Annotated in this window: 19 protein-coding genes; 12 read left to right on the top strand and 7 right to left on the bottom strand. The window is 40.6% G+C overall.

Features of this window, described 5'->3' with window-relative positions:
• The first annotated feature begins 13 nt into the window (after positions 1-13).
• From WAA15_RS14645 to WAA15_RS14615, 7 genes are all read left to right on the top strand, one after another.
• Entirely contained in the window at positions 14-916 is a 903-nt protein-coding gene (locus tag WAA15_RS14645) for an LLM class flavin-dependent oxidoreductase (RefSeq protein WP_337043536.1), read from the top strand.
• 117 nt (positions 917-1,033) lie between these two features.
• Positions 1,034-3,430, top strand: a complete 2,397-nt coding sequence (locus WAA15_RS14640) for a TonB-dependent receptor domain-containing protein (RefSeq protein ID WP_337043535.1) — start codon at positions 1,034-1,036, stop codon at positions 3,428-3,430.
• Between the two features lie 182 nt (positions 3,431-3,612).
• On the top strand, positions 3,613-4,410 hold the full coding sequence (locus tag WAA15_RS14635; RefSeq protein WP_337043534.1) for a HipA family kinase: 798 nt from the start codon (positions 3,613-3,615) through the stop codon (positions 4,408-4,410).
• The gene (locus WAA15_RS14630) at positions 4,388-4,771 is read left to right on the top strand and encodes a DUF3037 domain-containing protein (RefSeq protein WP_337043533.1); all 384 of its coding nucleotides are present in this window, start codon (positions 4,388-4,390) and stop codon (positions 4,769-4,771) included. The genes WAA15_RS14635 and WAA15_RS14630 overlap by 23 nt, the downstream gene beginning before the upstream one ends.
• 171 nt (positions 4,772-4,942) lie before the next feature.
• Positions 4,943-6,319 carry a Gfo/Idh/MocA family protein gene (locus tag WAA15_RS14625; RefSeq protein WP_337043532.1) on the top strand — a complete coding sequence of 459 codons (1,377 nt, stop codon included), beginning with the start codon at positions 4,943-4,945 and terminating at the stop codon, positions 6,317-6,319.
• Positions 6,320-6,422: 103 nt separating this feature from the next.
• The gene (locus tag WAA15_RS14620) at positions 6,423-6,650 is read left to right on the top strand and encodes a DUF3820 family protein (protein WP_337043531.1); all 228 of its coding nucleotides are present in this window, start codon (positions 6,423-6,425) and stop codon (positions 6,648-6,650) included.
• A 151-nt stretch (positions 6,651-6,801) separates the two neighbouring features.
• On the top strand, positions 6,802-7,524 hold the full coding sequence (locus tag WAA15_RS14615; RefSeq protein ID WP_337043530.1) for an SDR family oxidoreductase: 723 nt from the start codon (positions 6,802-6,804) through the stop codon (positions 7,522-7,524).
• Between the two features lie 101 nt (positions 7,525-7,625).
• Here WAA15_RS14615 and WAA15_RS14610 read toward each other — a convergent pair whose 3' ends face one another.
• From WAA15_RS14610 to WAA15_RS14595, 4 genes are all read right to left on the bottom strand, one after another.
• Positions 7,626-8,906 carry an amidohydrolase family protein gene (locus tag WAA15_RS14610; protein ID WP_337043529.1) on the bottom strand — a complete coding sequence of 427 codons (1,281 nt, stop codon included), beginning with the start codon at positions 8,904-8,906 and terminating at the stop codon, positions 7,626-7,628.
• Between the two features lie 143 nt (positions 8,907-9,049).
• A complete protein-coding gene (locus WAA15_RS14605; RefSeq protein WP_337043528.1) occupies positions 9,050-9,505 on the bottom strand; it encodes a DUF4920 domain-containing protein in 456 nt (151 codons plus the stop codon).
• Positions 9,506-9,535: 30 nt separating this feature from the next.
• On the bottom strand, positions 9,536-13,063 hold the full coding sequence (locus tag WAA15_RS14600) for a DUF7948 domain-containing protein (protein WP_337043527.1): 3,528 nt from the start codon (positions 13,061-13,063) through the stop codon (positions 9,536-9,538).
• 57 nt (positions 13,064-13,120) lie between these two features.
• Positions 13,121-14,497: a HAMP domain-containing sensor histidine kinase gene (locus WAA15_RS14595; RefSeq protein WP_337043526.1), complete on the bottom strand. Its 1,377-nt coding sequence runs from the start codon at positions 14,495-14,497 to the stop codon at positions 13,121-13,123.
• Between the two features lie 44 nt (positions 14,498-14,541).
• Between WAA15_RS14595 and WAA15_RS14590 the strand changes: the two genes are divergently transcribed.
• Entirely contained in the window at positions 14,542-15,423 is an 882-nt protein-coding gene (locus WAA15_RS14590; RefSeq protein ID WP_337043525.1) for an MBL fold metallo-hydrolase, read from the top strand.
• A gap of 65 nt (positions 15,424-15,488) precedes the next feature.
• Positions 15,489-16,247 carry a patatin-like phospholipase family protein gene (locus tag WAA15_RS14585; protein ID WP_337043524.1) on the top strand — a complete coding sequence of 253 codons (759 nt, stop codon included), beginning with the start codon at positions 15,489-15,491 and terminating at the stop codon, positions 16,245-16,247.
• 9 nt (positions 16,248-16,256) lie between these two features.
• Here the strand turns inward: WAA15_RS14585 and WAA15_RS14580 are convergent, their stop codons facing one another.
• Both WAA15_RS14580 and WAA15_RS14575 read right to left on the bottom strand, forming a co-directional pair.
• Entirely contained in the window at positions 16,257-16,550 is a 294-nt protein-coding gene (locus WAA15_RS14580) for a hypothetical protein (RefSeq protein WP_337043522.1), read from the bottom strand.
• 83 nt (positions 16,551-16,633) lie between these two features.
• Positions 16,634-17,308, bottom strand: coding sequence for a TetR/AcrR family transcriptional regulator (locus tag WAA15_RS14575; RefSeq protein ID WP_337043521.1), 675 nt, complete (start codon positions 17,306-17,308; stop codon positions 16,634-16,636).
• 136 nt (positions 17,309-17,444) lie between these two features.
• On the opposite strand from WAA15_RS14575, the gene WAA15_RS14570 reads away from it, so the two are divergent.
• From WAA15_RS14570 to WAA15_RS14560, 3 genes are read left to right on the top strand one after another with little or no spacing between them, the layout of a single operon-like run.
• The gene (locus WAA15_RS14570) at positions 17,445-19,082 is read left to right on the top strand and encodes a peptidase domain-containing ABC transporter (protein ID WP_337043520.1); all 1,638 of its coding nucleotides are present in this window, start codon (positions 17,445-17,447) and stop codon (positions 19,080-19,082) included.
• 9 nt (positions 19,083-19,091) lie between these two features.
• Positions 19,092-20,438: an HlyD family secretion protein gene (locus tag WAA15_RS14565; RefSeq protein WP_337043519.1), complete on the top strand. Its 1,347-nt coding sequence runs from the start codon at positions 19,092-19,094 to the stop codon at positions 20,436-20,438.
• A gap of 17 nt (positions 20,439-20,455) precedes the next feature.
• Positions 20,456-21,832, top strand: a complete 1,377-nt coding sequence (locus WAA15_RS14560; RefSeq protein WP_337043518.1) for a TolC family protein — start codon at positions 20,456-20,458, stop codon at positions 21,830-21,832.
• A gap of 188 nt (positions 21,833-22,020) precedes the next feature.
• Here WAA15_RS14560 and WAA15_RS14555 read toward each other — a convergent pair whose 3' ends face one another.
• Entirely contained in the window at positions 22,021-22,719 is a 699-nt protein-coding gene (locus tag WAA15_RS14555; protein WP_337043517.1) for a VIT1/CCC1 transporter family protein, read from the bottom strand.
• Positions 22,720-23,188: the final 469 nt, after the last annotated feature.

Genomic DNA, 23,188 nt, shown 5'->3' with positions numbered 1-23,188 from the left:
AAATTCTGAAACCATGAAACCCATTCGTATTGGTTTAATAGATTTCGGGTATCGGTCTGATAACCTGAACAGCCTCTTGAAGCTAGAAGATGTTATTAATTACTGCGTGGTGGGTGAAGAAATGGGGTTTGATAAATTCTGGCTGGGCGAGCATCACATGCCCAAGCGGTCGCTCACATGGAATAACCCCGCTAACCTTGTTCCGATTCTGGCCTCACACACCAGAAAAATGAGTATCGGAACAGCCGGAACACTTATGTGTATTCATAACCCCTACCATATTGCTTCGTCGTTTAAGTTTTACAATAATATATATACTGGCCGAATCGAATTGGGTTTTGCCAATGGTATGCCCTATAATGGGGTATCAATGCAGGCCACAGGCAAGCCCAACGAAGTAGCTATCAAAGAATTTGATGCCAAAGTAACCTACACCGTTTCGTTGCTGAAAGACGAAGATGAATATTATCATTCAGACGGTATTATTTTACCACCGTTTAAAGGAAAAATTCCTGAACTATGGACCCTCGGCAATTCAGAAAGCAGTATGAATCGTGCAATAAAGTTAGGCACTAATCTGTGTATCTGGACTAATTACTATTTTAATCCGGCCGATAAAGAAACGCTCGATACCTTCCGGCAGAAATACTATGACGTACACCAACGTATGCCTAAAATCAGGGCCGTGGTAGTAGGGGTTTGTCATCCGTCAGCTAAAAAGGCTAAAGAAATCACTATTCAACAAAACGATGAAGACAAAGTTCCTTACGGCAGTGTCAGCAAATATCATGACTTTATTCTGAAATATCAGGATTTCTTTCAGGTTGATGATTTTATGTTTTTCAATACCATTCTGAACCCCAAAGAAAGGCTGAAAGGGATTGAACAACTATGCTACAAGCTCAATATTGCTTAAATCTCCAATAGAACGCCAAATGTTTTCTGCCGAAATTATCAGAGGCTTAGTCTAATATTTTTCGTGTTTTATCGCTCCCTTTATTATTTCGATTCATCAAAACAAATCATGTGTACTATGAATAAGCTAGTTGTATCCGTTGCCATATTCATGTTTCTTACAGATACATTGATGGCTCAGTTTAGCATTAAGGGAAAGGTTGTGGAAAAAAACACACAAGCCGCCTCGTTTTCGACAGTCTCTTTGCATTTGTCGAAAGACTCTTCTGTTGTAAAAGGTGCTCTTGCTAATGAGAATGGTGAATTTGAAATTGCCAGCATTGATACCGGCAGTTATTTTGTTTCTGTATCCTACATTGGTTTTCAGAAATATAACTCGGCCGTTCTTACGCTGAATGCAGCCCAGCCCTCTCTGGAACTCCCGCTTATTCAATTGGTGGAAGATAGCAAGGTACTGGATGAAGTTACTGTGAAAACGCAACGAAAACTGATTGAACAGAAAGCCGACAGAATGATTCTGAACGTTGAGAATAGTGTCATTGCCAAAGGAAACAAAGTTAACGATTTGCTAAAATACACGCCAATGGTACAAGTACGAGGCGATGGCAGCATTAAAGTAGCCAACAAAAGTAGTGTGCTGATTCTGGTCGATGGCAAACAAACAGGGGCGGCTTCGCTGGATAACTTTCTTAAAAATTATTCTGCCGAAGAAATCCTGAGAGTAGAGGTAATTACTAACCCTCCGGCAAAATATGATGCCAGTTTTGGGGCTGTTATTAATATTGTTACCAGAAAAAGCCTTGAACTTGGGTTGAACGGGCGTTTCTCGGTGGCACATTCACAAGGCCAGTACGGCCGCTTTACGCCCGACCTATCGTTAAACTACCGCACAGCAAAATGGAATATTTTCGGAAATGCCAGCGGTGGCGTGGCCGACTACTACGTTGACCAGAAAATAGACCGTTTCTTTCCTGAAACTACCATAGGCAACTATTTTACATCGGTCGACTCCTACAAGTATCTTTCATTGTTTACGGGTGCCGATTTTAGCCCTAACAAGAATCATACTTTTGGGTTAAGGCTAAATAGTAGCCTGAATAGAGTAAACAACGAAACCGACACCCAAACGCCTTTTAAGAGAATAAACAGCAATACGCTGGATTCTCTTTTAAACACGCGAAATCTGGGCAGAAACACGAATGAAACCTATGATATTAACCTGAGTTATACAGGTAAGCTAGATAGTACAGGCAAAGAACTAAACATTAATGTTACCCAAACGCTTTATAGCAAAGATTCCCGACAAGATATTGTTTATTATCGTTTCGGGCTTAACAACGAGCCATCAGGCCCGCCAAGAACCATCAGAATATTGAATCCGAGCAATCAGAAAAACTTTATTGCTCAGATTGACTACGCCATTCCGACTTCAAAAGCCCGCTGGGATTTAGGTGCTAAATATTTTTACATTGGCAATGACAATGTTCTGCGTCAGGAAGACCTCTTTAATGGTAATTACCAGCTAGACCCACAGTTTAGCAACTCAGGCTTTTACCGCGAAAACACCTATGCTGCTTATGTTAACTATGGGGGTAAAATCATGAAAAGCTGGAATATGCAGTTAGGGCTACGTGCCGAGAAAACCAGTCAGGAATTAACCAACACCAATATCAAACGAGACTATTTCGGTCTTTTTCCTAGCCTAAACCTAAGTAAAGAACTAAAAAACGGAGCAGGCTTGGGGATATCTTTCAGCCGGAAAGTATCTCGCCCCGGGCTGAACAGTCTGGTTCCTTACCGTATGATTGTTGACCCTTACTCAATTATGGAAGGTAATCCGGGCCTCAAACCGCAGTTTTCGCATTCGTTTGACACTTATTTTAATAAAGGTAGCATTACACTTTTTGCTAATTATACATATACACAAGATTATATCACCGACCTGCTAAGAGGCGATGCTGAAACCAAAATTTACACGCAATTTACGGGTAACCTGAAAAACGTTCATGACGCTTACATCGGTCTGAACTGGTCACATAACCTTACTAAATGGTGGCAAACCAACTCAAACCTGTCGGTATCAGGTACTTACACCAAAAGCCCTATTGCCGATGTATCTGACCTGAAATTTAACGGGCTTGGTGCAATGGTTAGTAGCACAAACATCTTTACGCTTCCGAAATCGTGGAGAGGTGAGCTATCGCTCAGTTATAATTCACCTAACCGCTGGACCATCTGGCGAATGCGCTCAATTTACTGGGTATCGGCCAGTGTAACCCGAGACATTTTCAAATATGGTAATATCAGAATTTCAGCCGAAGACATCTTCCGCTCACAAATTAACCGCCTCTATGTTTCTTATGGTGTAATTGACCTCACAAGCCGCGGATATAATGATACACAGCGTTTTAAAGTATCGTTTTCGTATGGCTTTGGGAAAAGAACAGTTAAACAGGCCCGATACAAGGCCCTCGGAAACGAAACCGAAAAAGGCCGGATAGGCGGCGGAAAATAATATTGCTGTAAAAAGTGGGTTTACGTAAACAATGAATACCGGCGGGGTTATCTCTGTCGGTTTTTCTTTTGTATCCAAGCCACGAAAATACATTTAACGCGAAACACAATCAGTATTTTGCTTATTTTTGCCGCACGATACCCCGATGGTTTCGGAGGGTGTTCACTTCAAACAGAAAAAACATGAATCAGCAACAAGCTCAACTAAGAACCGTAAATATAAGCCGCTACGTTACTCCCCTGCGGGAAGGCGGGTCGTTGCCGGCCATAGTTGAAGCCGACGACGATTTCTTGTATGTGCTGAAATTCCGTGGAGCTGGGCAGGGAGTAAAAGCCCTGATAGCCGAATTAATAGGTGGAGAAATAGCCCGAAAACTAGGTTTACGCATACCAGAAATTGTATTTGCGAATCTTGATGCCGCTTTTGGCAGAACCGAACCCGACGAAGAAATTCAGGATTTGTTACAGGCAAGTGTAGGGTTGAATCTGGCCGTACATTATTTGTCAGGCGCTATTACATTTGACCCCGTGCTGAACGTTGTAAACCCTTTGCTGGCTTCGCAGATTGTTTGGCTCGACTGCCTCTTGACCAATGTAGACCGCACAGCACGCAACACTAATATGCTTATGTGGCACAAAGAACTATGGCTCATCGACCACGGAGCTTCTTTGTATTTCCATCATTCGTGGGATAACTGGAAAGAGCAGGCACAAAGACCATTTGTACAGGTAAAAGAACACGTATTGCTACCTTATGCAACCGAGCTTGAAGCCGTGAACGAAACCTTTAGCCAACTACTAACACCGGAGTTAATCGGTTCAATAGTAGGGCTAGTACCCGATGAATGGCTACAAGACCCTTCGCTAACGGAGTCGGCCGAGGAACGAAGAGAAGTATATGCACAATTTTTAACAACAAGAGTTCAAAACTCAGACATTTTTGTAAAAGAAGCACAGAATGCAAGAAAACTACTTATATGAGTATGCCGTTATTCGGATTGTTCCGAGAGTTGAACGCGAAGAATTCCTGAATGTGGGTGTTATTCTTTATTGCCCACAAAAAGGATTTCTGGATGTAAAATATTGTCTGGACCCTACCCGCCTGAAAGCCTTTTCGTGCAATCTGGAAGTAACACAACTGGAACAGTATTTACATACACTCGAGCGCATCTGCAAAGGTGGCAAAAACGGTGGCCCCATCGGAGGTTTACCTATTGCTTCGCGCTTTAGGTGGCTCACAGCAACGCGCAGTACTATCATTCAAACTTCACGTATACACCCTGGTTTTTGTACTGACCCCTACCAGACCCTTATGCGTCTTTACACGCAACTTGTACTTTAGTACCTGAAACTAAATTCTCATCAGTTGCTTTTACTCCAAATACTCATGATTGTTTTTACACAATACATATTTTTTCGGTTTTGGTTGCTATCGCAACCCTATTTACTTGCATCGAAACACAGATACAACTAAATTTATAGCTTCACGTATTTAACCCCAACATCATCTATTATGACTCCTTCACGCAGGAAGTTTATCAAAGGCATGGGTGCAGCCTCGGTTCTGATGGCAACCGAATCATTTGCTAAACCTTTCAATATTATTAAAAGCCTGAAAGTAAGTCCGAACGACAAAATCCGTATCGCAACTATCGGGCTTGGTATTCAGGGAAACTCCGATACCAAAGCGGCCCTCAGAAACCCCGAAGCTGAGTTTGTAGCAGCTGCCGACCTATACGATGGCCGTCTGGCAAGAGGCAAAGAGGTATATAATAAAGACCTTTTCACTACACGCGATTACCGCGAGATATTAGCCCGCAAAGACATTGATGCCGTTATTATTGCTACACCAGACCACTGGCACGACCACATTTCAATTGCTGCCCTGAAAGCCGGAAAAGCCGTTTACTGCGAAAAACCAATGGTGCAACATATTGAAGAAGGTAGAGAAGTAATTGAAACGTGGAGAAAAACCGGCAAAACCATGCAAGTAGGTAGCCAGCCTATTAGTGGAGCAGCCTACGCCGAAGCTCAACGACTGTTACAAGCAGGCGAAATTGGCGAACTGAATTTTATTGAAGCCACCTACGACCGCTTTAGTGCTTTGGGTGCTTGGACGTACTCTATTCCGCCAGATGCTTCTCCACAAACAATTGATTGGGATAAATTCTTGGGCGATGCCCCTAAACGCCCTTTTGACGCAACACGCTTTTTTCGTTGGAGAAACTACCGTGACTACGGCACAGGCGTAGCCGGCGATTTATTTGTGCATCTTATTACAGGTATGCACTATGCAACTGGCGCCATAGGACCAACCAGAATTTTCTCGTCAGGAGAATTAAGTTTCTGGAAAGATGGCCGCGACGTACCCGATGTAATGGTTACCGTACTCGACTACCCTGCTACCGAAAAACATACGAAGTTTCAGGCAGTTTTACGCGTAAACTTTGCTAATGCAGGCGCTATCAAGAATGTAACTCGTATTGTAGGAACCGAAGGCGAAATTACATGGAATGCCAGCGGGCTTACACTTACTAAAAGAAAACTACCTAAAGCTCCGGGTTATGGCAATGGCGAAAGTTTCCCGACTTTCACAGAAGCTACTCAACAGGAGTTTTTGAAAGAATATAATGCAAAATACGCAGAAGCCGACAGAACCGCACCACCTGTAATGGAAACGAAATTCGACACGCCTAAAACGGACGATGCACACGCCAAACACTTCAAGAATTTCTTTGATAATATGCGTGCTAACAGCCAGCAAACTATCGAAGACCCAGTTTTTGGTTTCCGTGCGGCGGCTCCGGCGTTGGCTTGTAATCTGAGCTATTTTGAAAACAAAATTGTTTATTGGGACCCTATCGAGATGAAATTGAAGAAAAAAGCCTGATAGCTTACGCCCAAAATATGTAAATGGTGAAATAAACAAAAGGCGGCCAATAATGCCGTTTTACATTGTTTCACCATTTGCTTATTTAATTACAACATAAAAAATGAACGAAGCGAACGCCACAATAATTAAAGAACTGGTTACATTCAGAATGCCTTTTGGCAAATATAAAGATACCCTCATTTGTGATTTACCCGAGCCTTATCTGGTTTGGTTTCATAAACAAGGCTTTCCAGAAGGGAAAATTGGGGTTTTGTTGGCTACTATGTATGAGATTAAACTCAACGGATTAGAGTATCTGCTAAAACCACTCAGGGAAAGAAAGAGATAAAATCTCGGCTATTCTTAAAACTATCTTCACTTACAGGCTGTTAAAGAAAAGAAACTCCTCAATGAAAGGTTGCTTATCTGGCCAAAATCACCCTTTCATTCAGTAGTATTTTCAGGCAATAATTACAGTTCATAAAATTTATTACTCCGGTATGTCAGCAAACACAACAATTATCAGAACCGCCTTGATTACAGGTGGTTCAAAAGGAATTGGCTATGGTGTAGCCACAGTATTAATTAAAGAAGGTATCAGGGTAGCTATTACAAGCCGTTCAGAAGAAGCAGCCCAACAGGCCGTTCAGGAACTGAATAAAATTAAAGACGGCTATGCGCTTGCTATTGTTTCAGATGTAAGAGATTTTGACTCACAACAACAAGCAGTAGCACAAGTGCTACAAACATGGGGCAGGCTCGATTATTTCATAGCCAATGCGGGCGTGGGGCATCTGGTTCCGTTTCAGGATTTAAGTCTTGAGCAGTGGCACGAAACCATCGATACTAACCTCACAGGCGTATTTTATGGAGCTAAAGCCGCGCTTGATGCACTAAAAACTTCTAAAGGGTATTTTATAACCATTGCCAGCCTTGCAGGTGCCAATTTCTTTGAAAAAGGAACAGCCTATAATGCCAGCAAGTTTGGCTTGGTGGGTTTTACGCAAGCTCTTATGCTTGACCTCCGCAATGAAGGCATTAAGGTTTCTACTATTATGCCGGGTTCGGTAGCTACGTATTTTAACAACCATCAGCCTAGTGAAAAAGATGCTTGGAAAATTCAGCCTGAAGACATCGGTCAGATTGTTTCAGACCTGATTAAAATGCCAGCCCGAACACTCCCAAGTAAGATTGAAGTGCGCCCTTCTATTCCGGGCAAATAAGATGATAAACGTAAAGCTATCAAACAAAAACCCGACTGTCGGTCGGGTTTTTGAGGTTTTAGTTTGTGTTGTTCAATAGTGTAATCTAGTGATGTATAGGTTTATTTTTGTTTGTAGATTTTTCCTTCTTTCATAACAAAAGCTACGTTCATCATAACTTTGGCATCTTTCAGAGGGTCACCTTCTACGGCTACGATATCGGCCAGTTTACCTTTTTCTACCGACCCTAATTCTGTTTTCATTCCTAGAATCTCGGCATTTACAATAGTAGCCGATTTAATGGCTTCCATCATAGGCATTCCTCCTTCAACCATGTACATAAATTCTTTAGCGTTATAACCGTGCGGAAAAACACCTGCATCGGTTCCGAATGCCACTTTTACTCCTGCTTTATAGGCTTTAGCAAAGGTTTCGGCTATTTGCTTTGAGGTTTCTACGGCCTTAGGAACCACTAGTGGATGATAATAGCCCGGTACTTTTGCGGAGTCGCCTACGGTTTTTCCGGCAATAATTGTTGGCACATAATAAGCACCATATTTTTTAAATAGCTCAATGGCTTCATCGTCCATAAAGGTAGCATGCTCAATAGTTGTTACCCCTGCCCTAATAGCCCGTTTCATTCCTTCGGCACCATGCGCATGAGCAGCTACATGAAAACCGTAATCTTTGGCAGTTGATACAATAGCCGAGATTTCATCCTCGGTAAACTGTGGTCCTTTTCCATTTTTGGCAATACTCAGTACTCCTCCGGTAGCTGTAATCTTGATACAGTCAGAGCCATCTTTATAACGTTGGCGTACGGCCTGCCGCCCTGCTTCCGGGCTGTCGACTACGCCATTGGTTACGTAGTCAGGTACCGAATACATATTGCTGATACCATTGGTGGGGTCACCGTGGCCACCTGTGGTTGCAATAGTACGGCCTGCTGTAAAAATTCTTGGTCCTATTAACAAGCCTTTGTTAATAGCATTACGAATAGAAATATTCACTCCTGTGCCGCCGAGGTCTCTTACAGTTGTAAAGCCAGCCATTAAAGTAGTAGCTGCATATTTCTGAGCTTCAAAGGCTATATCAGCCATATTACTGCTCATTCGTTTCAGGTATTGGTCTTTACTGGTTTCGCTTTCAATATGCACGTGCATATCTATCCAACCGGGCATAACGGTTTTGTTTTTCAGGTCAACAACTTTATCCGAAGCCTGCGCCGCCGCATAGCCGTTTTGTACGTCTGAAATACGATTTTTTTCTACAATGATAGTTACTTGCGACTTGGGCGTATTGCTAACCCCATCAATAAGGGTGCCGCAATGAATAAGTGTACGTTGAGCAAATGATGCAACAGATAACCCCAGAGAAAGGGCCAACAGGTAGTGTTTTTTCATTGAGGAGTATAGTTTAGAGATGTTTAGATGAAAACCACAGGAACTGTATCAAACAATTTCATGAGCTATACCCTGCTTTGGATAATCAGGATAAAGCCCATGAAAACATTAATATAAATAACAATACCTGTGAGTAGGCGCGCTTAGTTTTTAGAAACTAAAACGCCATTTGCTACAAAAGTAAGCTCTTTTTTAGGCTCTGTAATTTTGGCTACTTCTTCTTTACTTTTACCTGCATCCTCTGCGTAATGGCGAAGCTCGTCAACAGAAGTAGTTTTGGTTTTGGCGTTGCCCTCAAATACTACGGTTTTACCTGAAATATCTTTCGGAACAAAAAAGCCATAATCTTTGAACGTAACACGCATGGTTTGTCCGTCGCTTAATTTCACTTTCATCCAGCATCCTTTCACCTGACATACCGACTCTACCGTACCTGTTACTTTAGCGTCGAAACTTGGAGTTTCTTGTGCTTTTTTATTTAATTCTGTGGCTGCAATAGCTCCATCGGCATTAATTTTATCTCCGAAGCTATCAAATTTCTGAGCAAAAGCGAAATTTACAACCATTAAAAGTGCGAGAATTGAAACTAGTTTTTTCATTGTTGATTATGTTAAAATGTAATTATAAAGTTAATCTACGACTGTTACCCAACCTTTGCAGGTAGACCCCGCCGGCACAGTAAAAATATAATAATAAGTACTTGACGGAACATCTTTTCCCCAGTCGTTCTGGTAATCTTTCGATTCAAAAATCAGTTTTCCATATCGGTTATAAATTTCAATGGAAGCGTTTTTAAATCCTGTTACAAAGGTATCATTTTTTCCATCATTATTTGGTGTTATTACATTAGGAACTTTACCATCATTTTCAGGAATTTCGATATTTTTAGTTATTTCTTGTTCACAGCCAATTTTATTGTAGGCTTTGAGCGTAACGCTGAAAACACCACCTTTCGCATATCGGTAATTGTCTGGAACTAAACTTTTTAAGGTATCGGCATTGCCCATGCTCCATTTGTAACTGGCAGCGTTAGCAGTATTGTTGGTAAAAATCAATTGATAGGGTTTATCACAGTTCTGAATGAGCTGATACTCAAAATCTGGTTTAAACGACTCATCAATTTTAACAGTTATACTCTTTGAAGGGCTACAACCATCGGCATACATACCTTTAACGGTATAAACGCTTGTTTTAGTGGGTTCAACTGTAATATCGGGGCTTTCTGTATTCTGTATATCAGGCCCTGACCACACAAATTTAATGGCTTTGCCACTGGCGGTTAGGGTAGTATTTTGCCCTTTACAGATTTCAAGATCATTGCTGGTAACAAAATCGGTTTTCGAGTTATCTACTTTTACCGTTACTTCTTTTTTTACCGTACAGCCCCCTTTCTCGATAGTCACTGTATATTTAGTGGTAGTTTTTGGCTTTGCCACAGGGTTTGGTAAAGATGCACTTGTTAAATTCTCAGCCGGAGACCACGTATATTTTTCACCCCCTTGCGCTAGTAATTGAACAGCTGACTCAGGGCAAACCAGTGTGTCGCCACTTACTTTGGCTTCAAAACTTTTTACAAGCAGTATCTTAACCGTCGAATCGGTAGTGCGACAAGTAATTTTATTAAAAATTCTGAGTTTAATGGTATACTCCCCTGCCGTAGTGAAATTATATGCAACATCTTTTGTTCGGGTTACTACCGTGCCATTCACTTCCCATTCGTAGGTTTTAGCCCCTACACTCAGGTTTGAAAAGTTAATTTTAGCAGGCGCACATACTTCTTTCACAGGGCGATTTGCCTCGTCTTTCAACTCAAAGTCGGCCTTTAATACATCAATAGCAAACTTAAAGGCAGCCATATTACAGTTATCGCTCATGTGATTGGGCTGATACGCATTCTTTATCGGAAAAGTAGGTGGATGGGTTGTGTTAAGTTCGCGGGGTAAACACGCACAGGCCGTATGGTAAATGTAGCCGTGTTTATCGAAACGGCAGGTTCCGCCGTCAAGGTGGTCTCCTACCTCTGTTGCGCCTCTAGGCGGTGGAGAAGACCCAAAGAAAGTAGCATAAAGAAGCGATTTGGCATCTTTCTCTAAAATCATGAAATAAAAATTACTTCCGGTAGTGGTAGGCTGATAAGCGTCTGAAGTTACGGGCAGCCCCGTAGTTGTACTAAACCTGTTAAGGTCTTTATCGGGCGTTGAATTTACAATACCCCCCCAACCAGCCAGATAAATATTACCACAATCGTTCACTAAAAAAGCAGTAGGTACAATATCTATTCGCCCTCTTCTCCGACCTGTGCCAATAATGGTCGAAAAAACAGTTTTGCTTAAATCGTTATCGAAACAATGAATAAACTGCCCGCTGTTTTCGTTGCGGTATACCCCGCTCGAAACGGGATAGTCTCCTTTAGTAAGGCCAAAAACATATACCTTATTTTCGTTGTCAAGCTCCAGAAAGAAATTAATATCGGCCTCGTCGGTACCTGTATAAGTTAATTTCTGTATGCTGCCGTCAGCCTCAAATCTGGCAATAAAGCCATCTCCATTGCCCAGATAACTCTGTTTGTATGCACCTGTGGTTGTGGGCAGATTAGAACTAAACGTTTGCCCACAAACATACACATTGCCTGCGTCGTCGACCTTTATGCCATAGGCACTATCAAACTTGTTTCCGCCCAGATAGGTACTCCATAAAAGTTTTGAGCAATCGGGTGCCAATTTGCCAACCACAGCATCGTAGCCTTCGCTCTTTGTTTTCTGAAAAGGGTTCATAAGGGGAAAATCGGCCGATTCTGACACCGAAGCAAAGTAAATGTTATCATTTTTATCAACCATGACTTCGCCTCTGAACTCATCTCCATAATTTTTAATATTCAAACCGCGGGTATCGTTAAAGCCGTCGTTGCCTTTGCCTCCCAGATAGGTACTTCCTACGAGCTTTTTCCCATCGGCACTGAGTACTGCCAGAAAGATGTCGCTACCACGACCAAAACCTATGCCCGTAAAATTGGGGTCTGTATCAAACGTACCAAAGAGGCTCCCACCAGCGTGTTTTTTCTGAAAAGAGGACGAATTTGTTGGAAAATTGCTAGAAGATGTAGTACCAAAAACTACCAGCTCGCCTTTTGAGTTACTGATTAAACTATGCGGTACTTCGGAAGCATCGCCCCCCAGATAAGTGGCATACAAGAGTTTGGAGCCATCGGCACTGAACTTCATAATAACCACGTCGGTAATAGCATAGGTAAGTATGGTACTGGTTGTGTTGTTTTTATCGGCTGTTACCTGAAACGCCCCGTTAGTAACCGGAAAATCACCACCAAAAACCGAGCCTCCGGCATATAAATTCCCTTCTGAATCATAAGTAGCCGTTTGCGCCCAGTTGTCAGACCTTGAACCAGAATAGGTTGAAAAAACCAGTTCAGGGTCAATAATAAGCGACTCTGAAGCATTATATTGTTCGGGGAATTCAAACCGGACTTCGTTATTCTGCAACCTGAAATTCGACTTTACATCGACTGTTTTACCACCTATTACCTGAAAAGAATACGGTTGAAATTCGGTGATAGTATTAACAGAGGTTTTGTAGTTCAGTTTTTTTTCATTGATACTCAGGTTTTCAAGACCTGTATATTTCATCCTGATTGCTGAAACATCGGCTTTTGCTTTTACAATGTACTCATACTTGAGTGACTGGTCGAAACTATATAATTTAAAATCTACATTGGGGTAAATATCTTTCAGATAAACTTCGTCATAAGCCGCTACATTTGCACGCCATCGGGTGGGGTCGTTTCCGATAAAATAATTATATGTGGCTGTGCTACGGGCTGAGGTTTCGACAACAGGCGATGTATTGGCCTCCTGAAAAGTCATTTCAAAAGCATGGCCTTTAATAGGGCTTATCTGTTTTCTGGCTGAACTATCGGCCCCTACTCTGCCCCCATGCAAAGTTGCTAATGCTTTTGTATCAAAAAAAACATACTGTATGCCTGTGCGTTTAACTAACAGATACCCCCCCGGAATTTCGGCACGGAAAAGCACGGACGTTTCCCACTGGCCTTCATTACGTATAAATCTGACTGACGGGTTTGGGGCAGCATTTGATTCAAAAAATGTAAAAACAATGAAACAAAAAAAGTATAAATATTTCATTCCTGTTCTCTTTAAGAAATTGGATAAGTTATGCTAAACACCTTTATAAACCATTGCCTATAAATGAGGCAATGTAACCTCAAACATACTTCCTTTCCCTTCTTCGCTTTGCGCTTCAATTTTGCCCTGGTGCATATCAACTATTCTACGACAAACCGATAACCCTATTCCATGCCCGCGGTAGGTCGAGGCATTTTGTGTACGGTAAAAAGGCTCAAAAATCTTGCTTAATTCACTCTCGGGAATCCCGATACCGTTATCTTTTACAGCTACAATACATTGCTTTTGGTTAAAACGTATTTTTACATCGGCTTGGTGTTCTGGCGAGTATTTACAGGCGTTATCAATCAGGTTAGTAAATACCGTAAGCAACAAGGTTTCGTTTCCGTTAACAGTTACCCACTCATCGTCGTCAGGTATTTCGTCAAAGTCAACCGTTACTTTATAATCATTATTCAGGCTTTGCACTTCCTCCTGTGCTTTAAAAAGCAGTTCGTCAATACGGGTTGGCTTCATAGCCATACTGTTTTCACGGTTTTCTGATTTTGCCAGTTGCAGCAACCCATTGGTAAGTTGTATCAGTCTTTGGGTATCGGTCAGTAAAGATTTCAGCGTTGACTTATACTCTGAGTTGGTTCGTTCGTTTTCCAGCGCAATCTGTATTTCTGATTTAATGGCCGCCAAAGGTGTGCGAAGTTCATGTGAGGCATTAGACACAAAACTTTTCTGGAGTTCGAACGAGGTTTCCAGCCGCTCAAGCATCTGATTAAAATTATTGGCCAGTTGTGCTATTTCGTCTTTATTATCTCCTACTGTGAGTTTTTGTTTCAGGTTATATGCCGTAATATTTGTAATTTCTTTATTAATTTCGGTAATAGGTTTCAGCGATTGCCCTGCAAAAATAATTCCCAGAATAATGGTTAGCGTAATGCCTATTATAAAGCTCGTGATAAGGGTATTCCGAATATTTTGTAGCTTTTCTTTTCCGTAGATGTCGGTTGCTTCGGCAATTACTACATACGATTTATTGTTTTCGTCGGTATAAACAGAGCCTGTTAACTGGTTATCCCAGTCGCTGGTTTCTACGTATTTATTCTGACGCACCTGTTTAAGAAAAGCCGGACTATACAAAAAAGATTCTGCCTCGTAGCTGGCATATACGAGTTCGTCTTTATCATTAAACATTAATACTTTTTCTACATTCAATTTACTGAGAATCGTCTTGTTAGCATCGCGTAGTTTCTTTTTATCTTTCTCGGTCACTTTAAGTTCTTTCAGTAATTGTGCAGTCAGTATTCCTCTATCGTGCAGGCGATTATAAAACTCTTTCTTTCTGAAATTTTCAGAGGTATAATACACAGCCAGCGAGAAAATCATCAAGATAAAGGCGATTATTATCGTAAATTGTATTGCTATCTTGGTACGTATTTGCATATTTGGGTTATTATTTAGGGTATTGCCATAAGCCTGACAATCTTATGACACATGAAATCTATCCGAAATTTAATAAACAATATTTAAAATTTATGCAAATTCATGTAATAGATGCTGGGTATTTCAAGTTGGATGGTGGAGCTATGTTTGGCGTAGTACCCAAGACCATCTGGCAAAAACAAATACCTGCCGATGACAATAATTTATGTAGCTGGAAAATGCGTTGCCTTCTGGTTAATACGGGTAAGCAACTGATTTTGATTGACAGTGGTATGGGCAACAAACAAGAGGCTAAGTGGCAGGCTTATTATTACAGGCATGGTGAGGGAGATTTGATTGAATCGATAAAAAAAGCGGGTTACTCGCCCAATGAAATTACAGATGTGCTTTGTACGCATCTGCATTTTGACCATTGCGGCGGAAGTGTAAAATGGAACTCAACCAAAGACCGACTGGAATTGACGTTCCCGAATGCCAGATACTGGACTCACTCGGCGCATTGGGAGTCAGCCATGAAGCCGAATCCGAGAGAAAGAGCTACTTTTCTGAAAGAAAATATCTTACCGATGCAAGAAACTGGTGCATTGCATTTTACTGACAAAGAAATAAAAACTTTTGACGATTCGATTGAGTTATTATATGCAAACGGGCATACCGAAAAAATGATTATGCCTAAAATAAAACACGGAGAAAATACGTATTTATATATTGCCGACACTATTCCGTCTCACGCTCATGTGCCTGTTCCGTATATAATGGGGTATGATGTTCGTCCGCTGGAAACCATGCAGGAAAAAGAACAACTATTAAAAATGGTGGCTGATAACAACTGGACAATCATATTTGACCATGACCCTATGTATGACGCTGCGCGCATTCATCTGACCGAGAAGGGGTATCGGGTATCCGAGTTATTTAATTTGTAAGTTTCTGGCCTCAACAACAGAATAGTTATATACCACATTATTCAAGTTTTGTAAAGTAAAGTAGTATGAAAATAGGATTAGCTCTTTCGGGCGGTGGAAGCAGAGGGTTTGCACATCTGGGTGTGATTAAAGCCCTTGACGAATATGGCCTTAAACCTACCATGATTACCGGAACCAGCGCAGGTTCAATTGTGGGTGCAATGATAGGTGCCGGCTACACGCCCGACTATGTTTTTGATACCATTGCCTCGCTCGATATTTTCAGCCATCTGAAATTCGCGTTTAACCGCTTTGGTTTATTTAAACTGGAAAGAGCCGAAGAGTTGTTTTACAAATATCTTCCTCATAATTCATTCGAGCAGCTGAAAATTCCACTTACCATTTGTGCAACCGACATTGAGAAAGGAGAAGCCGTTTATTTTAGTGAAGGAGAACTCATTAAGCCTATTCTGGCCTCGTGCTGCTTGCCGGGTATCTTCGAGCCTATCAAGTTTCAGGGCCGCACATTTATTGATGGTGGTGTAGTTGATAACCTGCCTATCAATCCGCTTATGCCACATTGTGACTTTATTATTGGGGTAAACGTAATGCCTGTCAATAACAATATGGCTCTTAATTCAGTAAAAGACATACTCATGAAAAGTCTTTTTCTGGCCGTCAGAAACAAATCAGGCGAACAACTCAAGCGTTGCCATCTGGCTATTGAACCTCACGAAATTTACAGGTATAATGGGCTTACCGTCTCGAAAGCCAAAGAAATGTTTGCTATTGGTTACGAAAGTGCCTTGCGCGAACTTGACGGTAAGTTTTCTAAAGTAGCATGATTTCTGACTTTACTGTTTGTGGGCTTCCCGAGCAATTACACGATACGTGTTATTGATATGGATGGTATCGCCTTTAATGCTGAGGGCATCACCTACGGCCCAACGATTAAATTGAGTTCCCATATTCGGAATCGAAAAAATAGCTTCAAAGTTGCCCCCTTGGCTGTCTTTTAAGGTTGCTACGTAACCATCTTTACCATTTTCAATGGTTTCAATAATACCTTCATAGGCAGTGGGTTTGTTGGCGCAGGCCCCTAAGCCCATGGCAAAGGCAATTAATAGTAGCAAGGTTTTAATTTTCATCAGTTTCTTTGTTTTTAATTGATACTTATTAAAACAGGTTTCTGAGTTTAATATTGTAGTCTATGCCCGCATTTATGTTGGTGTCAGCGTAATACCCTGAACACCAAATCTTCCAGATATGTGGTTACGTAGGTTGAAGAGTCTTCGTCTGTTTTTACATCGGTCAGCCTCTTTAAATGTGCGCTAAAAAACTGCTGATTATGCGAGGTTTCTATTAAAGTACTACTCAACGAATGCGGATACTGATAATCAGGGGCTAATTCCAGAATAATGTCGGCAATGGTATTACACAAGTCTTTAAATTGCTTAAAAACCTGCGCCTGATTAATTTCGTTAATTTCTTTCACCAGATACACCTTACTGCTTTCGGTAATAACAATCTGGTTCAGGTAAGATATATTATATTTTATTTTGCCTGTATTTTCGGGCAACTCATGAGTAAGCAAATGAATTACAGTTTTTAATTTCAGTTGGGGGTCGCTTATATTCTTTAGCTGAAACATTACCAGAAATTCAAGGTAACTCCAGTACCAGTTCAGAATATAAACCAGTAGTAGGTGTTTATTTTTAAAATATCGGTAAATACTGGCTTCGGTGGTACCTACTTCGAGCGCGAGCTTTTTAAAATTAAAATGCTCGTAACCTACTTCATAAATCAGTTCAATGGCTTTTCTTACAATTTGCCTGCCTAGCTCGCTACTTTCGGGGTCTCGTATATAGATGGTGTCGTTTACACTGAAATTTAACTGATATTCCATGGTATAAAATTTTAAACAAATTTAAATAATAATAGTTATAATACAATAAATAATACCTTTATACCTTTAAATAATAGTAATACTATCATAAAAAAATGTTTTATTACTTATATTTGTAAAAAATACCACATACCCAATGGCAGAAACACATACAATCCATCCTTTTATTAGAATAATAAACTTACTTAAACTTGATAAAGAAGACATATCTGCACTTTATTTTTATGCTATCTTATCAGGTATTATTCAGTTAGTAATGCCTCTTGGTATACAATCGATTATCAACTTTGTTATGTACAATACCGCTTCAACTTCGTTATTTGTACTTATTGGGCTGGTGATTCTGAGTGTATTCTTTGCAGGCTTTTTACAAGTAAATCAGATGAAACTCAGCGAGAAAATTCAGCAGAAAATCTTTGTTCGCTATGGTTTTGCTTATGCCGATACCTTACCCAAAATTCGCCCTGAAGCAATTGAAGGCTATTACATGCCTGAGCTTACCAACCGTTTTTTTGATACCGTCAACTTACAGAAAGGTTTATCAAAACTATTGCTGGGTGTACCAACGGCTTTTATTCAGATACTTTTTGGTATTTTATTGCTTTCGTTTTATCATTCAATATTTATTGCCTTTGGAGCATTACTTTTATTGATTGTTTACCTGATTTTCAGGCTTAGCTCTGAAAAAGGTCTGGAAACCAGCCTCAAGGAAAGTGATTATAAGTATAAGGTAGCAGCATGGTTACAAGAAATAAGCCGTAACCAGAACACCTTCAAAAACTACGCATACACTCAACTGAATATTCAGAAAACCGACGAATTCACACAAGGATATCTGGAAAACCGCACCCGCCACTTTGGTATCCTGACCACCCAGTATTGGAGCCTTGTTGTGTTTAAAGTAGTATTAACTGCCGCCATGCTTATTATTGGCTGTGCGCTTTTGCTTAACCAACTTATTAATATCGGGCAATTTATTGCGGCAGAAATTGTGATTATTGCCATTACAGCATCGGTCGAAAAACTGATTACAAGTATCGATGTAGTATATGACGTACTAACGGCTGTTGAAAAACTCAATAAAGTATTGCAAACACCTACCGAATCGACGGGTAAACTTCCACTTAATAATCAGCATCCGCTAAAAGTAGAGTTCAAAAAAGTTAGTTTTTCTTACAGTTCTCATGCAAGGCAACTCAATGGTATTTCTTTTTTGATAGAACCCGGCGACAAAGCTCTGCTACACAAAGTTACGTCAGGCGTGGGTGCCAGTACGGTTCTGAAACTTATCAGCAATAATTTATCGCACCATAAAGGAAACATTCTGATTAACGAAATTCCGAAAGATAACTATGAAATGTTGAGCTATCGGAAAAACGTCAATTACCTGAGCGGAGAAAACGAAGTATTTAGCGGAACTCTCTGGGAAAACATTACCATTGGTAACTCCGATGTAAAACCTGAAACTACCAATCGGCTTATTAAGGAATTAGGCTTTGATAGTTTCATTGAGGAGTTTGAAAATGGTTTCGCAACGGTGCTGTTTACCGAAGGGGCAAAGTTACCTTCGCATCTGATTCAGGAAATCCTGTTATTACGCACGTTTGTTCAGCCTTGCCAACTGCTTATTCTGGACGAACCGTTTAAAAACCTGAGTGCTACCAAACGACAAAAAGTAGCTGAGTATATCAGTCGTTTGCCAATGACCGTGATTGTGGCCTCAGAACAGGAGGGAATTAATCCTTATTTTACAAAAATCATAGAATTAAAATAAACCCACATCATGAAATACCTAGATACCGTTTTTGAAGAAGAAGATTTAAGCAAAAAACCCAAGTCATTTCGTGATATTTATTTTATCAACCGCAAAAGTAAGGTAAAGTACTGGTCTTACGGCCTGTTAGGTTTAATGGTGCTAGGTGCTTTTTTACCTTGGACACAGAACATCAAAAGCCGTGGTAAAGTAACCACTTTACGTCAGGAACAAAGACAACAAGGTGTATATAGCGCCATTACCGGAAAAGTAATACAATGGTATATAAAAGAAGGCGATATGGTAAATAAAGGTGATACCATTGCACGCTTGCAAGAGGTAAAAGTAGAATACCTTGACCCTAATCTGGTTGAGCGCACACGTCAGCAGATTACGGCTAAAGAAATGGCTAACCTGAATTACCAGAACAAGGCCAATACCGCCGATGCCCAGACTAATGCTACCGTTGAAGCCCAACGCCTGAAAATAGCCCAGATACAAAATAAAATATCACAAACCAGAGCAAAAATACAGGCCGATAGCATGGATATGCTGGCTGCTCGTAATGACTTTGCCATTGCTAATGAGCAGCTTAAACGCCAGAAACAATTGTATGACCAGGGGTTGGTTTCGCTCACACAATACGAGCAACGTAATCAGGCGTATCAGAACTCGCTTGCTAAACGCACCGGAAGCGAAATTAAATTCATGAACTCGAAACAAGATTTAATTAATCTGTCGCTTGAATTAAATACTGTCAATCAGGAATATATCGAAAAAATCTCAAAAATCAGAGGCGAACGCTTTCAGGCTCTTTCACAAGTTGCTTCGGGAGAAGCCGATATTGCCAAACTCGAAAACCAGTATAACAGTTACAAACTTCGTAACGAATTGTATTATGTAATAGCTCCACAAAGCGGGCAAATTACAAGAGCAAATAAGGCTGGTATTGGCGAAATTGTGAAAGAAGGGGAAGAACTAGCCCAGATTGTGCCTGACCAGAGTGCCATGGCCATAGAAATTTTTGTAAAGCCTCTTGACATTACACTGCTGCATACGGGCAGGAAAGTAAACGTTATTTTTGATGGTTTTCCGGCTATTGTATTTAGTGGCTGGCCTACGCAGTCGTATGGTACTTTCAGAGGGGTTATCACCGCTATATCGAATAACGTCGACCCAAGCGGTAATTTCAGGGTATTAGTAAAACCCGACCCCACCGAACGCCCGTGGCCAGAAGGCCTACGGCTAGGCACGGCCACCGACACTTTCATCTTACTGAGAGATGTACCACTTGGCTACGAAATCTGGCGTAATATCAATGGTTTCCCTCCAGAATATTATGTAGAGCCAAACTCCGACAAATCAGCAAAAAAATAGTTTAAATCAGCTTATCTATGCAAAAAATATTGCTTTATATACTGGTTTTCCTGAGTTACATGCCACTTACACAAGCGCAAGAAAAACTTGCCTATGATGAGTTTATGAATATTGTCAGGAAATACCACCCGATTGCACAACAGGCTGCTCTGCAAACCGATATGGCCAAAGCCGAGTTACAGAGCGCCCGTGGTGCTTTTGAGCCGAGCTTTTATTTTAACAAAAATGAAAAGGAATTCGGTGGTAAACATTATTATACCTACCTGACCTCCGAACTGAAAGTACCAACATGGTATGGGGTCGATTTTAAGGCCGGAACAGAAAACAATCAGGGCCAATACACCGCTACCGAACTGACCCTCGGTCGTAGTAGTTTTGTGGGTGTTCAAGTACCTTTAGCCAAAGGATTAATTATTGACAAACGAAGAGCGGTAGTAAAACAGGCTCGCGAAATGGTGGCTTATTCGGACGAAGAAAGGCGTCTGATGCTAAACGACCTACTTTATGAAGCTACCAGTGCTTATTATGATTGGCAAAATACTTTTTTTCTGAAACGACTGGCAGATAGCCTCCTGAAAACCAATCAGGAACGGTATATTTTTATCAAAAACGGTGTAAAACTAGGCGACCGACCTGCCATTGATACCGTAGAAACGCTTGCCCAACTGCAAAGTTTTGAGTTTTTACAGGCCGAAGCACAGCAGAACCTTAACAATGCAACCATTGAGCTAGGTAATTTTTTGTGGCGTGATAACCAGCAGGCGTATCAGTTACCTGCCTTTGTTGAGCCTGACATTGCCCGTATCAACAGGCCGTTAATGCCCCTGAACGATTACCTGACCGATGCTGCCACGCATCCTAAATTACGACAGGCACAAATTAAAAGTAATGTGTTGGGTATCGAAAAACAACTCAAATTTCAGAGCCTTCTGCCAACTTTTAATGTGCAATACAATATGCTTAATAAAAACTACACGTTTTTTTCGGAGCCAAACCTCTTTCAGAATAATTACAAATGGGGGTTTACTGTGGGTATTCCGTTATTCCTGCGTGAAGCCCGCGCCGAGTACAGAAAAGCTAACCTGAAAATAACGCAACAAGCTTGGGAGAATCGTATTTTGTTTACCGAGCAACAAAATAAAGTAAATAAATACTTTAACGATGCTGTTCAGTTACAACGCCAGCTAGACATTTACCAGCAAACGGTTAATAATTATAGTCGCCTGTATCAGGCAGAAATCACAAAATTCATCAACGGAGAAAGTAGCCTGTTTCTGGTCAATAGCCGTGAAAACAAATTATATGAAGCGCAGCAAAAGCTCATTTCCTTACAAGCTAAAGCGGCAAAATCAATTATAGCAATTGATTACGCTACTGGTAAATTAGGAATGTAGCTTACTAAAAACAGAACGTCATGCCGATAAAACCAGCATGACGTTCTGTTTTCTAGTCATCTCTTAATTTTTCAGATGCTACTATTTTATCAAATATCAGGATTTATTCATAAAAACGATAAATAAACCATCTGAAAAAATGTACCAGTTTAAGCACTTGTGGTACATTTTTCAGGAAAGTAACACATTTAATTGAATATTTTATCGAAACTAACAGCCACAAAATAGGCCGCGGCAGCAGCAACAAGACCCGTAGCCGTTACTTTTAACCCACCTATCCACGGCGATTGCCCTGTTAGTTTACTCTTGAAATATCCGAAAATAAACAAGCAGATTGTTGTAATAAGTGCCGATACCAATAAGCCCTCACGAGGAGTAGATGTGAAGAAATAAGCCGTTAAGGGCAGTAGCCCCCCAACAAAATAAGCTAAGCCAATAGTTAAAGCCGAATTTCTTGCCCGATTTGGATTTGGCTCTTCCAGACCCAGCTCAAACTTCATCATGAAGTTTACCCATTTAGTTTTATCTTTTGCCAGTTGATTAGCCAGAAGTGTCTGCCCTTCCTCATCAAAACCATACTCGGCAAAAATTTCTTTTATTTCCTCTTTTTCGCGTTCTGGCACAGTTTCTACCTCCATTACTTCTCTATTATATTCACTTTGGTAGTGTTCTTGTTCGGTTTTCCCTGCCAGATACCCGCCTAACCCCATCGCTATACAGCCTGCTACAATTTCGGCAATACCGGCAGTAATAACAATCATATTGCTACTTACAGCCCCACTTAAACCCGCAGCAAGTGCAAAAGGTACTGTCAGGCCATCGCTCATACCAATTACAGTATCTGTAATAAAATCAGAGCTTTTCAAATGCTTTTCTGTATGTTGCATACAAGTAATTTTTTAAATTAATAGGTAATGTTACAAGTTTTATTCAGAAACTTACAGGTATATGCAATACTGTAAGGGTTTCTCAGTACGAGTATCGGTTGTGCAAACAGCCTAGCATTTAACTATATTGACAATTCTGAACATAAATTTCAGACTTTATAGTTAGCAACAAAGACATTTATTTGAGTCATTTCCTGCTAAATTTTATATGCTCTCTTGTAATTACTTAAAAATATATACGAACAAAAAATATTTTGCACAGGATTTGCATAAACAACCAGTAGAACAACCAATAAAAATTGCTCTACTAAAGTAAAAATATATTTTATAAACCATTCAGTAAATGATTAAATATATTTTATTGGCATAATTTTTTGGTTAATAAGACGTTAGCAAATTAGTTTTGTATTCGTAAAGCTATTTTCTACACGGGACTTTACGAATTTTTGAATCTTGGACTTTTAATATT

The organism is Emticicia sp. 17c (assembly GCF_037153985.1).
In the GTDB taxonomy this organism is placed as follows: domain Bacteria; phylum Bacteroidota; class Bacteroidia; order Cytophagales; family Spirosomataceae; genus Emticicia.
Note: the sequence above shows the minus strand (reverse complement) of the source record. Positions and strands in the feature narration are given on the sequence as shown.